At 61.7% G+C, this 12363-nt stretch carries 15 protein-coding genes; 7 read left to right on the top strand and 8 right to left on the bottom strand.

Annotated elements, in window-relative coordinates; genetic code table 11:
* Positions 1 to 86 precede the first annotated feature (86 nt).
* From VGG47_RS13115 to VGG47_RS13090, 6 genes are all read right to left on the bottom strand, one after another.
* Positions 87 to 692, bottom strand: coding sequence for a MerR family transcriptional regulator (locus VGG47_RS13115; protein WP_331539276.1), 606 nt, complete (start codon positions 690 to 692; stop codon positions 87 to 89).
* Positions 693 to 701: 9 nt separating this feature from the next.
* Positions 702 to 1010, bottom strand: coding sequence for an integration host factor subunit alpha (locus tag VGG47_RS13110; protein WP_408842073.1), 309 nt, complete (start codon positions 1008 to 1010; stop codon positions 702 to 704).
* A 51-nt stretch (positions 1011 to 1061) separates the two neighbouring features.
* Positions 1062 to 2033, bottom strand: coding sequence for a beta-ketoacyl-ACP synthase III (locus VGG47_RS13105; protein WP_331539272.1), 972 nt, complete (start codon positions 2031 to 2033; stop codon positions 1062 to 1064).
* Positions 2026 to 3078 carry a phosphate acyltransferase PlsX gene (gene plsX / locus VGG47_RS13100; protein WP_331539270.1) on the bottom strand — a complete coding sequence of 351 codons (1053 nt, stop codon included), beginning with the start codon at positions 3076 to 3078 and terminating at the stop codon, positions 2026 to 2028. Before plsX ends, VGG47_RS13105 begins: the two co-directional genes overlap by 8 nt.
* 51 nt (positions 3079 to 3129) lie before the next feature.
* Positions 3130 to 3333: a 50S ribosomal protein L32 gene (rpmF, locus tag VGG47_RS13095; RefSeq protein ID WP_331539268.1), complete on the bottom strand. Its 204-nt coding sequence runs from the start codon at positions 3331 to 3333 to the stop codon at positions 3130 to 3132.
* 167 nt (positions 3334 to 3500) lie between these two features.
* The gene (locus VGG47_RS13090) at positions 3501 to 4022 is read right to left on the bottom strand and encodes a YceD family protein (RefSeq protein WP_331539266.1); all 522 of its coding nucleotides are present in this window, start codon (positions 4020 to 4022) and stop codon (positions 3501 to 3503) included.
* Between the two features lie 187 nt (positions 4023 to 4209).
* Here VGG47_RS13090 and VGG47_RS13085 point away from each other — a divergent pair, with 187 nt between their 5' ends.
* From VGG47_RS13085 to VGG47_RS13075, 3 genes are read left to right on the top strand one after another with little or no spacing between them, the layout of a single operon-like run.
* Positions 4210 to 4761 carry an outer membrane protein assembly factor BamE gene (locus VGG47_RS13085; protein ID WP_331539264.1) on the top strand — a complete coding sequence of 184 codons (552 nt, stop codon included), beginning with the start codon at positions 4210 to 4212 and terminating at the stop codon, positions 4759 to 4761.
* The gene (locus VGG47_RS13080; protein WP_331539262.1) at positions 4748 to 6346 is read left to right on the top strand and encodes a PhoX family protein; all 1599 of its coding nucleotides are present in this window, start codon (positions 4748 to 4750) and stop codon (positions 6344 to 6346) included. The genes VGG47_RS13085 and VGG47_RS13080 overlap by 14 nt, the downstream gene beginning before the upstream one ends.
* On the top strand, positions 6343 to 6777 hold the full coding sequence (locus VGG47_RS13075) for a GNAT family N-acetyltransferase (RefSeq protein WP_331539260.1): 435 nt from the start codon (positions 6343 to 6345) through the stop codon (positions 6775 to 6777). The genes VGG47_RS13080 and VGG47_RS13075 overlap by 4 nt, the downstream gene beginning before the upstream one ends.
* A gap of 117 nt (positions 6778 to 6894) precedes the next feature.
* Here VGG47_RS13075 and VGG47_RS13070 read toward each other — a convergent pair whose 3' ends face one another.
* Together VGG47_RS13070 and VGG47_RS13065 are read right to left on the bottom strand one after the other, a co-directional pair.
* Complete coding sequence (locus VGG47_RS13070; protein WP_331539258.1) at positions 6895 to 7317, bottom strand: acyl-CoA thioesterase; 423 nt, start codon at positions 7315 to 7317, stop codon at positions 6895 to 6897.
* 164 nt (positions 7318 to 7481) lie between these two features.
* Entirely contained in the window at positions 7482 to 8231 is a 750-nt protein-coding gene (locus VGG47_RS13065) for an orotate phosphoribosyltransferase (RefSeq protein ID WP_331539256.1), read from the bottom strand.
* 141 nt (positions 8232 to 8372) lie between these two features.
* On the opposite strand from VGG47_RS13065, the gene VGG47_RS13060 reads away from it, so the two are divergent.
* From VGG47_RS13060 to VGG47_RS13045, 4 genes are all read left to right on the top strand, one after another.
* Positions 8373 to 9587: an NADP-dependent isocitrate dehydrogenase gene (locus VGG47_RS13060; RefSeq protein ID WP_331539254.1), complete on the top strand. Its 1215-nt coding sequence runs from the start codon at positions 8373 to 8375 to the stop codon at positions 9585 to 9587.
* A gap of 264 nt (positions 9588 to 9851) precedes the next feature.
* Positions 9852 to 10565 carry a CatB-related O-acetyltransferase gene (locus VGG47_RS13055; protein WP_331539252.1) on the top strand — a complete coding sequence of 238 codons (714 nt, stop codon included), beginning with the start codon at positions 9852 to 9854 and terminating at the stop codon, positions 10563 to 10565.
* 72 nt (positions 10566 to 10637) lie between these two features.
* Positions 10638 to 11345, top strand: coding sequence for a CatB-related O-acetyltransferase (locus VGG47_RS13050; RefSeq protein WP_331539250.1), 708 nt, complete (start codon positions 10638 to 10640; stop codon positions 11343 to 11345).
* Between the two features lie 24 nt (positions 11346 to 11369).
* Positions 11370 to 12197 carry a sulfotransferase family 2 domain-containing protein gene (locus tag VGG47_RS13045; RefSeq protein ID WP_331539248.1) on the top strand — a complete coding sequence of 276 codons (828 nt, stop codon included), beginning with the start codon at positions 11370 to 11372 and terminating at the stop codon, positions 12195 to 12197.
* The last annotated feature ends 166 nt before the right edge of the window (positions 12198 to 12363 follow it).

The raw sequence follows: 12363 nt of genomic DNA, 5'->3' as shown, positions 1-12363 counted from the left end.
TGTGTCGGCGACAACGCCCCAGGCCCAGATTAATAAAGTTTTTTTGCTACTTTTTGTTCACAAAAAGTAGCCTTCCCTTCCCTTCCTCAGCCGATCATCCGGCGCAGTTCTTCCAGCGCCTGCAGCGTCTCGGCCAGCAAGGAGCGCAGCCGCTCGTTTTCCTGCTCGACCTTGTGCCGACCCGCGGCGCGGCTTGGCGCCGGGCGCTGTGCCTCGATGTTATGTTCGGGCTCCGGCTCCGGCAGCAGGCCCGGCATTGCCGGCTGCGGTGGCGTAAAAATTTTTTTCGGGGCGGCTTCGGTGACGCCGCTATGGCGCTCCGCCTCGGCGGCCTGACGCTCTTCCTCCGAAGCGGGCGGAATATGCTCATGCAGAGCCCCGCCGCCTTCGCGTAAGAGACGCTGCACGCCCTTGATCGTGTAGCCCTGGGTATAGAGCAAATCGGCGACGCGCCGCAGCAACAGCACGTCCTCGGGCCGGTAATAGCGCCGGCCGCCGCCGCGCTTCAGCGGCCGGACCTGCGGAAACTTGGTCTCCCAGAAGCGCAGCACGTGCTGCGGCACATGCAGCTCGTCCGCGACCTCGCTGATGGTGCGAAACGCATCGGCGGTCTTGCGCGGCTTACCGCGCGGCGCTTCCGGATGGGCGTCGGAAAATTCCTCCTCATCGCCCGGAAAATCTTCATCTACCATAAAATAAGGTCAATCCTGATTGGCGGAAGCCGGCACGGCGTTCACCGCCTCGCGCAGCATCTGGCTGGGACGGAACACCAGCACCCGGCGCGGCAAAATCGGCACTTCCACGCCCGTCTTCGGGTTGCGGCCAATGCGCCGCCCCTTCTGCCTTACAGAAAAAGTTCCGAACCCACTGATCTTGACGGATTTGCCAACCGTAAGCGCATCGGAGATGCGGGTTAGCATCAACTCCAGAAGATCGGCGGATTCGTTACGAGACAAGCCAACGGTAGCGTAGATCGCCTCGGTGAGCTGCGCGCGCGTCAAAGTGTTCATTTTCAAAGATTAGCACGCGTTTTTCGGGGGTCAACCCGATTTACGATTTGGTCATAAACGCAGCAGGGCTGAACCCCAGGTTAGACCGCCGCCCAGCGCCTCCAACAACACCAGCTGGCCGGGCTGGATGCGGCCGTCGCGCCGCGCCAGGTCGAGCGCCAGGGGAATGCTGGCCGCCGAGGTATTGGCGTGCTGGTCTACCGTAACGACCACACGGCCCATAGGCAGACCCAGCTTGCGGCCGACACCATCGATGATCCGGCGGTTCGCCTGATGCGGCACCAGCCAATCAATATCGTTTGGAGTCAGGTTGTTCGTCGTCAAAGCTTCATTGACCGCAGCCGCCAGCAACGTCACCGCGTGGCGAAAAACCTCGCGGCCGTTCATCACCAGATAGGCGGATTTGTCACGCTGACCAGTAGCGCCGTCGACATAGAGAATGTCCGCGAGGGTGCCGTCGGCATGCAAATGGGTGGAGAGCAGCCCGGCGCCGCTGCCGCTGTCATCGGCGCGCAGCAACGCCGCCCCGGCACCGTCGCCGAATAACACACAGGTGCCGCGGTCGTTAAAATCGATGATGCGCGAATAAACTTCCGAGCCGATCACCAGAACCGCGCTCACCTGGCCGGCGCGGATCATCGCATCGGCCACCGAAAGCCCATAAATGAACCCCGAACAGGCGGCCGCCAGATCGAAGCCAAAGGCGTTTTTAGCGCCCAGTGCGGCCTGAATGTGCACGGCAGTGGCGGGGAAAGCCTGGTCAGGGGTGGACGTCGCGACGATGATGGCGCCGACATCCGCGGGCGTCATGCCGGCCTGCGCCAGGGCGCGGCGCGCGGCTTCCGCCCCCATATAGGCGGCCGTCTCGTGCGGGGCTGCAAAATGCCGCTGGCGGATGCCGGTGCGCTCGGTGATCCATTCGTCGGACGTGTCGACCCGCTCGGCCATCTGCGCATTGGTGACGATCTGCTCCGGCAGATAGGAACCGGTTCCCGCCAGAACGGCGCGGCGCGGCTCACTCATGGCTGTCGGCTTCTGCTGCGGCGGAGAGGAGGGCGCTGTCCATGGCGGCCAACCCTTCCGCGATGCGGCTGTTAAAATCGTTACCGACCATATCGAGCGCGACATCCACGGCATGGGCAAAACCCAGCGCATCGGTGCCGCCATGGGATTTCACCACCACGCCGTTGAGGCCGAGCAGCACGGCGCCGTTATAGCGGCGCGGGTCCAGCCATTCACGCAGCCGGTTGAGGCCGCCACGGGCGAGGATGTAGCCGGCGCGGGCGAACGGGCCGGAGGTGAAGACGCGCTTGAGAAGCTCGCCGACCAGTTTCAGCGCCCCCTCACCCGTCTTCAGCGCCACATTGCCGGTAAAGCCGTCGGTTACCACCACGTCCACCGTGCCGGCGGCGATGTCGTGACCCTCGACGAATCCATAAAACTGTTTGCCGATCGGGCTTTCGCGCAAGGTGGCGGCGGCGCTGCGCAGGCTCTCGTGACCCTTGCCCTCTTCGGAGCCGATGTTCAGCAGGCCAAAGGTGGGCGCCGGAAGCCCCAGCACGATGCGCGCGAACATCTGGCCCATCAGGGCGAATTCAACCAGGTTGCGGGCGTCACAAATGACGTTGAGCCCGAGATCGAGCATGACCACATCGCCCTTGGACGAGGGGGCAATCGCCGCCATCGCCGGGCGGTCGATGCCCTTCAGGGTCTTCAAAACAATTTTCGAAAGGGCGAGCAGCGCCCCGGTATTGCCGGCCGAGATCACGCCGGCGGCCTCGCCGTTCATCACGGCATCGATCGCCCGACGCATCGAGGAGTCGCGCAGGCGCAACGCCACAGTCGGCTTCATGTCGCCGCCCACAAGCTCAGCCGCATGGTGCAATACCGCCTGCTTCCGCAGCCGCTTGGTCTTGTCGACCAGCGGCCGCAGAACGGCTTCATCGCCAAACAGGAGAAAGGTCGCCTGCGGATGCCGCTCGGCGGCCAGATCCAGCCCGGCAATAATCGCTTCCGGCGCGTGGTCCCCACCCATGGCATCCACGGCCAGTATCTGGTTCCGGCTCATTGCATACCCTTGAGGACGCTTACCCCTGCCGGCCTCGTTAGCCTGAGGCGTTTAGACGCGAACGACACCCTTGGCGGTCTTGCCAGAGGCGACGACTTCACGGTTGTCGTAATGGCCGCAATGGCTGCACACATGGTGCGGACGCTTCAGCTCACCGCAATTGGCGCATTCCGCATGCGCTTCGGCGCGCAGCGCCTGATGGCTGCGGCGCATGCCGGCGCGCGACGGGGAAGTTTTACGTTTAGGAACGGCCATGGCTGCTAGACACCTTAAAAGGACATAGAAAACGATACAGTCGCGCGGCGTAGCAGAGCCATCGCCGTGCCGCAAGTCATACGAGCCAGCGAATGCGGGAAAGCGTCTCCCCCGCACCGGACCGTTCGCGCCTGAAGCAGGACGGGCTCCAGGCGAAGGCGGGTTCTTCAGCCCTTATCCTTGCCAAACTTCGCGGCCAGCGCCGCGAACGGGTTCTCCGGCTCGCCGCGGTATTCCTCCGGCAGTTCGGCGCCGGGTTTACGCGGATACGGGTCGAGCGCCAGCGCCAGCTGCTCGGCCAAAGCGGCGCCGAGATCGATCATGTCATTTGTATAAGGGATTTCGTCCGGCCCTTCGAGGGTTTCCGGATCCAGCTCCTCCTCCTCGCCTTCCGGCACGGTTCGCGCGGGCACGAATCGGAGCGTGCTGCGCTCGTCGATCCGCGTCTCGAAAGGCTCCAGCGTGACCACGCAGGTCTGCGTCACCCTGGCCTGCATCGCAAGCGTGGCGGCGATCACCCCGCCTTGCTCATGCCGCAGCACGAAGGCGCCGCGCAACAGCGCGATTCCCTCAAGCCCATACGGGCCCGCCAAAGCCGCCCGGGCAGCCTCGTCGGCCACCACCACATGCTCCTGCGCCGCCTCTTTAATATGTCCGGCCCTGATCGTCCGGCTAAAAACTTGCTCCATAACACTCATATAGAGCGATATCGCTTGAAATCGAATCGCGCAGCGGTTCGATTGAGCGATGGAATCGCTCGTGCAAAAAAACTAGAGCATGATTGATCTAAAACGATCATGCTCTAGAGGGTGTACATTGACACGTAAGCCCCAGCCGTGAGACCCAACCTTTGATTACCGTCTCGAAGGATTTTCCGTGCGCCCTGCCCCGCTGCCTATGCTCGGCCTGTTCTGCGCTCTTCTTGCCCTTCCGGGCTGCGCGCTGTTCGCCAACGAACCGCAATATCGCGGCATCCCCGTTTCGCAACACGAACTGAACGAACTCACCCCCGGCATCTCGCAGCAAGCGGATGCCCAGGCGCTCCTGGGGCCGCCGACCTTCCAGGAACAGTTCGCCCCTAACAACTGGGTGTATGTGAGCCAGGTGACGAAAATGCGCATCGGCAACACCACGGGCGTGAAGCAGCAGCATGTCGTGGTGCTGACCTTCGATAATAACGGCGTGTTGAAGTCGATCTCCCAGCGCGACCTGAAAAACGGGCTGAACGTCGCCATGGACGGCGCGCAGACACCGGTGCCGGGTGGCCATGCCGGTTTCCTGCAGCAGCTGATCGGCGGCGTGGGCAGCTACAATCCGGGCATCGGCACCAATGGTGTCAGCCCCAGCGGACTGGGCGGGGCCAGCGGCCTCGGCGGCGAGGGTGGCTCGGGCAATATCGGCGGCGTCAACAGCGATGGCGGACTCTAGCCTCGCGATAAGCCGCCGCACCCTGCTCGGTGGCTTATCGGCAGCAGCCCTCGCCGGCACGGCGCGGGCGCAATCGGTTTTGGCGACGGATCCGGCGGCTTCCTTCCAGGCGCCGAAACTTGACGACACGGTGGCGGGTGATTTTCAGCGGCTGGTGATCGCCCGCTGGGGCGATGGCGTGTTGCCGAACGCGCCGCCCTTCGACCCTGATCCGCTGACGCCGCTGGAGGCTGGCACGCAGTTTCCCTATGACGCGACGATCACCGCGCTGATCAACCCGCCCCCGGCGCAGGATGGCATTCCGCGCCTGGTGATGGTTCTGGCCAACCCCGACGCACCGGCGCGCATGGTGTTTCCGGGTGGGATCGACCAGCCTGCCGTGGCCGGGCGGCTGCAGGGCGCCACGGTGCTGAACCTGCAATATCTCTCCGGCCGCTGGATGACTGTTGATGGCGGCTACCAGTCCCGCCGCCTCACCGATGGCACGCTGTGCCAGATTTCCGGTCCCGTCGCCGCCGCCATCGGCAGCACGGTGCAAGGCGTGCTGGCGCCGCAAGCCGGCTGCACCACGCCCTGGGGCACCGCGCTGCTGGCCGAGGGCGATCCCGCGCCATGGCTGGCACGGCTGGCGTCAACCGATTATGGCTACGCCGACCCGGCGGACGGACCGCGCTTCGGCTGGGTGGCGGAATTCAATCCGCTCGACCCCAGCTCGTTTCCCGTGAAACATACCGGCCTCGGCCGTCTTCCCCGTGCGGGAATCGCCGTGACCACGACGCCGGACGGCCGCGCCGTCGTGTTCATGAGCCAGGATGCCCCTGCCGGTTTTCTGTTCCGCTTCATCTCCGCAGCACCAGCGACCGATGGCTCCGCGTTCGAGGCGGGCACGCTGTCGGTGGCACAGATCAACGGCAGCGACATCACCTGGGTGGATCTCGGCTCCGACATCCCCAGCCTCGCCGCCACGATCAACGCCGCCGCCAATGCCGGCGGCTCGCCCTTCGACGGGCCTGGCGGCATCGCCATCGTGCCCGGCAATAGCGGCCTCTATCTCGCCTGCGGCGGCAACCCGGCGCGCGACTCGGCCGATGCACTGAATCCCCGCACCGGCGACGATAACGGCCATATTCTGCTTTTCACGCCGCCCAACGGCGATGTGACGGCGCCGCACTTCGCCGGCAATCTGGCGCTCGTCGCGGGCAATCCGGCGAACGCGCCGCTGGCGCAATACACCGCCGGCTCGACCGCATGGTTGAAAAACCCGCGCACGCTCAATCTCGACCCTCTGGGCCAGCTCTGGATCGGCACCGACCAGAAGGGGCATGTGTCCGATACCGCGGACGGGCTGTTCATCATGCAGACGAACGGGCCGAGCCGGTTTCTGCTCAGCCCGGCCTATCTCGCGCCAATCGGTGCGGCGATCGGCGGGGCGGCGTTCGACATGCTCACCAGAACGATTTTCAGCGTGGCACGGCATCCCGGCGCCACGCCGCAAGCAAGCTTCGACCATCCGGCGACGCGCTGGCCAACCCTGTTGCCCAACATGCCGCCGCAGACCACTGTGATCGGGCTGGTGCAGCAGTGAGCTTGGCCATCGCCAGCCACCGGTTTCCCGGGTCGGGCTATGAGCAATGCGTCGCCATCCGCATGGCGGTGTTCGTGCACGAGCAGAAAATTCCGCTCGAGGAGGAACTCGACCAGCTCGACGGCGGAGGCACGCATTTTCTGGCACTGCTCGACGGCCAGCCAGCCGGCACAGCCCGGCTGCTGTTCAAGGAAAACGGCACGGTCGGAAAAATCACCCGCGTCGCGGTGCTGGCCGAATATCGCGGCCAGGGGATCGGCGCTGCTTTGTTCCGGCATATCGAGGCGACGGCCGGCGTGCAGGTGTTCATGCTCAATGCCCAGGAACACGCGCTGCCCTTCTATGCCGGGCTTGGCTATGTGGCCGAAGGCGACACGTTCATGGAGGCCGGCATCCCGCACCGGCGGATGAAGAAAGTGGCCGCTTTTTAAAAAAGCGGCGCAAAAATTTTTGGCCTGCTGGGCCATGGGCGTTGGCGCCGACACTGCCCATGGCCCAGCATAACAAAGTTTTTTTGCTACTTTTTGTTCACAAAAAGTAGCCTTCCCTTACTTGAGCATCAGCGCCTGGAGTTTTTCGCGTGCTTCGGCGCTCAGCGGCGTGGAGCGGCGGGTGCGGTTGTCGACTTGCACCACCACGCTCTCGGCCGTGGAGACGCATTTGCCGTTCTGGAACAGGGCCTGGGTGAAGGTGATCGAGCTGTTGCCGAAAGCTTTCACCGCCGTGCCGATTTCCACCGTGCCGGGCCAGAAAATCTCGCCGAGATAGTCGAGGCTGAGGCGCGCGATGACGAAGCTGACATCCGGCAGGCTCACGCCCCCGGTTTGGCTCAGCAGCATCTCGATGCGGCCGGTCTCATACATCGTCACGAACACGGCATTATTGACGTGCCCCTGCCGGTCAGTGTCGCCGTAGCGCAGTTTGTCGTGGCTGCGGACCGGAAAGTCACTCAATTGCGGCGCGTTGGCCATATTTTTCGTTCCTCCTTAAGCGAAGAGAAAGGCTACTTTTTGTGAACAAAAAGTAGCAAAAAAACTTTGTTACTTTGGGCCATGGGCGTTGTCGCCGACACAGCCCATGACCCAGCATAACAAAAGTTTTTGCGCCGCTTTTTTCAAAAAGCGGCTGCTTCCTGTTATTTTTTAGCCTTACCCAGCTTATACGCCAGCGCCTCTTCCGCGGTGGCGACGCCGCCATGCGCGGCCGACCAGGCCATTGGGTTCTCCAGGAACTTGCGCACCCCGGCCAGGGCCGAGTCAGAGAAATAAGGCTGGTCCTTCGCCGCTTCCAGCACGTCCCACCAGGTGCAGAGATGGTGCAGCGCGATATCCATGCTCGCCAGCGTCTCGAAGCTGCCGGGGAACACGCCGTAGAAGAACACCACGAAGGTGTGGTTGCAGATGCCGCCGGCATCGCGCAGCGCCTTGGCGAACTGAATCTTGCTTCCGCCGTCGGTGGTGAGGTCTTCCACCAGCAGCGTGTTCATGTTCACCGGCACGTCGCCCTCGATCAGCGCGTTGCGGCCGAAGCCTTTCGGCTGCTTGCGGATATAGGCCATCGGCGCGCCCATGCGCTCGGCGATCCAGGCCGCGAAGGGAATGCCGGCTGTCTCGCCGCCGGCGACCGCCTGGATGGTCTCATAGCCGACATAGCGGCTGATCTTCTCGACCGCGAGATCGCAGATTTTGGCCCGCGCGCGGGGGAAGAAAATGATCTTGCGGCAATCGATATAGACGGGGGATTTCCAGCCCGAGGTCAGTGTGTAGGGCTCCTCGGGGCGGAAATTCACCGCCTTGATCTCCAGCAGCAGTTTCGCGGTGGTCAGCGCGGCATCTCTGTCCCAATCGCTTGCCCAATCGATCCGCGCCGCTATCCGACCACTCATGACTTTCAACTCCTCTGATTCCAGCGGCTTCCTATCGCGGCGCGCGCAACCCGTCCATGCGTTTCCCGCTCCGGCCCAGGGTTGTCTCGCCCGGCGGGAATGATAGAGAGGTCCTCACCTATAATAAGGAGCGCTGAGTATATGGCCAAGATCAAGGTAAAAACGCCCGTCGTGGAGATGGACGGCGATGAGATGACCCGGATCATCTGGGGCTTCATCAAGCAGAAGCTGATCCTCCCCTATCTCGACATTGACCTCAAATATTACGATCTGGGCATCGAATATCGCGATCAGACCGATGACCAGGTGACCCTGGACGCCGCCCACGCCACCAAGAAATACGGCGTCGGCGTGAAATGCGCCACCATCACCCCGGACGAGGCGCGCGTCGAGGAATTCAAGCTCAAGAAAATGTGGCGCAGCCCGAACGGCACAATCCGCAACGTGCTGGACGGCACGATCTTCCGCGAGCCGATCATCTGCAAGAACGTGCCGCGCCTGGTGCCGCACTGGTCCGAGCCGATCGTCATCGGCCGCCACGCCTATGGCGACATCTACCGCGCCACCGAGACCAAGATCCCCGGTCCGGGCAAGGTGCAGCTGACCTATCACCCGGCCGACGGCAGCGCGCCGATGATGCTGGACGTGCATGATTTCAAAGGCCCGGGCGTGGCCATGGGCATGCACAACACCAAGGCCTCGATCGAGGGCTTCGCCCGCGCCAGCTTCAATTACGGCCTGGCCCGCAAGTTCCCGGTCTATCTCTCCACCAAGAACACCATCCTGAAGGCCTATGACGGCATGTTCAAGGACGTGTTCCAGGAGATCTACGACGCCGAGTTCAAGGCGCAGTTCGAGGCCGCCGGCCTGACCTACGAGCACCGCCTGATCGACGACATGGTGGCGAGCGCGCTGAAATGGACCGGCGGCTATGTCTGGGCCTGCAAGAACTATGACGGCGACGTGGAGAGCGACATCGTAGCCCAGGGCTTCGGCAGCCTCGGCCTGATGACCTCGGTGCTGCTGAGCCCCGATGGCCACACGGTGGAGAGCGAGGCCGCGCACGGCACGGTGACCCGCCACTACCGCGAGCACCAGAAGGGCCGCCAGACCTCCACCAACCCGATCGCCTCGATCTTCGCCTGGACCCGCGGCCTGATCTATCGCGGCCGCTTCGACGGCACGCCGGACGTCACCGCCTTCGCCCAGACCCTGGAGCGGGTGTGCGTGGAGACCGTGGAAGCCGGCTTCATGACCAAGGACCTGGCAGCGCTGATCTCCAAGGACGCCCCCTGGCTGAACACCCAGGACTTCCTGGACAAGCTCGACGCCAACCTGCAAGCGGCGATGAAGTAGTTTTCTGCTCCTCCCTGCCGCCGGCGGATGCCGGCGGCAGGGGCTTAGCACGAAGGAAGCGGCCGCTTTTTGAAAAAAGCGACGCAAAAAGAAGCCTTCGCCGATCCTGTCAGGTTCCATCGCCCAACCGAAATGCTGCACGCTTCGGTTTCGCGCTACATCGCTCTGGCAAGTTCCCTCCGGAATAACGTTCCCTCTATGCAACGACATAAATGACGCTCATACTCAGCGCCATCGGTCCAGTGAGCTGAGGGTTAGCCATCCATGCGGATCTCTACCGACATTAAGACGGTTCTCGGGAAACGGGGCGTAACCACGCTGCACGATGGGCCTTTCGATCTGCCCGACAGAACGATTTTTGAAGCGCCATGCAGCATCAAATGGATGAAGGCCGAACATTCACTGGAAATGGGCGCGTTCTCCTATGCTGTCAGCGGCTACTATTTCGCCGTCAGCATCGGTCGTTATACCTCGATTGGCGAGGCCGTGCAGATTGGCCGCGGCTCACATCCGGTCACTTGGGGCAGCACCTCGCCGCTTTTCTATCAGCCGCACCGTTTAGTACTGGATCAGGATCGGCCGGAAGCCCAGGGCTTCGTATTCACCCCTCCGGACCATGCAGCGCAGACGACCGTCATCGGTCACGACGTTTACATCGGCCATGGCGCCTTCATCTCGCAGGGCGTCACCGTCGGCGACGGTGCGGTAGTCGGCGCCTATGCGGTGGTCACCAAGGATGTGCCTCCTTATGCGGTGGTCGCCGGCAACCCGGCCAGCATCGTGAAATTGCGCTTTCCCGCGAAGACCATCGCGCGCATGCAGGCCCTCGCCTGGTGGCATTATGCTTTCTGGGACCTCCCGGGCGCCCCCGTGGCCGATCCGGAAGCGTTTCTGGACCACGTTGAGGCCGCCATTCAGCGCGGGATTGCGCCCTATAGACCCGAGCCGCTGCATCTGACCACGCTGCGGGAGCTGTGATTTGGCCGCCGACGCTCACATTGCACGCCGAAACAAAAAAGGCCGTGCGACCACGCTAGTGGGGACCTGCCAATGCTGATCACCGCACCCCTGCGCCGCCAATTGTTGGAACATGGCGTCGCCACACAATTCACCGACGATTTTCACCTCCCCGACAACTCCAGCTTCGAGCCCCCCTGCAGCCTCAAACGCATGCAGGCGGTATTTTCTCTGGAGCTGGGCGCCTTCTCCTTCGCCCGGAGCGGTTATTATTTTGGCGTAAAAATCGGCCGCTACACCTCCATCGACGATGCTGTGCAGATCGGCCGTCGCTCCCACCCCGCGGCCTGGGGCACGACATCGCCGCTCTTCTACCAAAGCCATCTGCACGTGTTTAACCAGTTGGTAGAAGAGGCCAAAAACTTCCGGACCAATGCCCCGCCGCAAAAAGCCAAAGTGACGGTCATCGGCAATGACGTCAGGATCGGATATGGAGCGCTAATCGCACAGGGATTGACGATTGGCGACGGCTCCATCGTCACCCCCTTCGCCGTCGTGACAAAGGACGTGCCGCCTTACGCCATTATCGCAGGAAACCCCGGGGTTATCAGCGGCATGCGCTTCCCACCCGTCATCGCCGCACGGATGCAGGCCGCGGCGTGGTGGCGCCATGCGTTCTGGGATCTAGCCGGCGCACCGGTCGCCGAGCCGGAAGCGTTTCTGGATCATGTGAGCAGAACTGCTGACAGCGGCGTCATGCCCCATGAACCCTCGGCAATTTTCTTGTCCGCGCTGACTTGAATGTTCGGAGGCACTCAGAACCCCATGTCCGCCCCACCTTTCCCCCGCATCATTTTCCTGCATATACCGAAGACGGCCGGGCAATCTGTCCATCATTTTTTAGAGTTCTTTGTTCCTCCCGATAGAATCTCCCCTGCCCGTGTCAATGAACAGCTCATCATGATGTCGATCGACGAGATGCGCCAGTATCAGCTTTTCTCCGGCCATATGGATTGGTCCCTGTTGGATTGCTTAGATGGCCCTAAATTTACATTTACCATCTTGAGAGAACCTGTCTCGCGCATCATCTCCTTTTATCTTTATTTGCTTCGAGAGGCTAAGGCACTCTCGCCCGATCAATTGCGTCTTCCACAAAATGCCGGCCCACGTGCGATTCTTGAACTAAGTTGCGATCAATATTTTTCGGCCGGACCACCGGACATGCGCACCTTTTTAGATAATCACTACAATAATTTCTATGCATATTATTTTGCCGGACGACGGTTTGACGCACGCCAAAAGCTGATTTTCCATCAAAAATTCAACAAGGATTTAACCGACGAAAAAATCGTGGATATGGCATGCGAAAACATCCGCGTTCTGGACGGGATCTATTCCTTGAATGCGCTGCATCACCTTGAAAATGATGTTCGCATTTTAACCGGAATTAATACCGCCGCCCCTACTCTTGAAAATCTTAAGGTCAACGCTGGAGATTTCAACAACATTGAGGAACGAATGGCGGAACTTGAGAAACTTGGTGCCACGCAGGTGACGTTCAAGAAGCTTCAGGAAATGACGATCCTTGATCAACAAATCTGGAAAAAATTTGGAGAGAAATCCGAAATTTCGAGGCTAAAAATTTCCTCCTAGAAGGATCTCAGATGGCGCCCAATTGTTTTACTAACTGGACGGGCAAATAGGTATCATAATAGGACGTGGGCTGCTATCACATAGGCATGCCCATCGATCGTGATTTCCGCAAACTCCCTGCATCGACACAGGCCGAACTGCGACGCGTCGCCGTGAACATGGTACT

The organism is Acidocella sp., from assembly GCF_036489515.1.
GTDB lineage: Bacteria > Pseudomonadota > Alphaproteobacteria > Acetobacterales > Acetobacteraceae > Acidocella.
The sequence above is the reverse complement of the archived record's forward strand: the minus strand, read 5'-3'. Positions and strand labels throughout refer to the sequence as shown.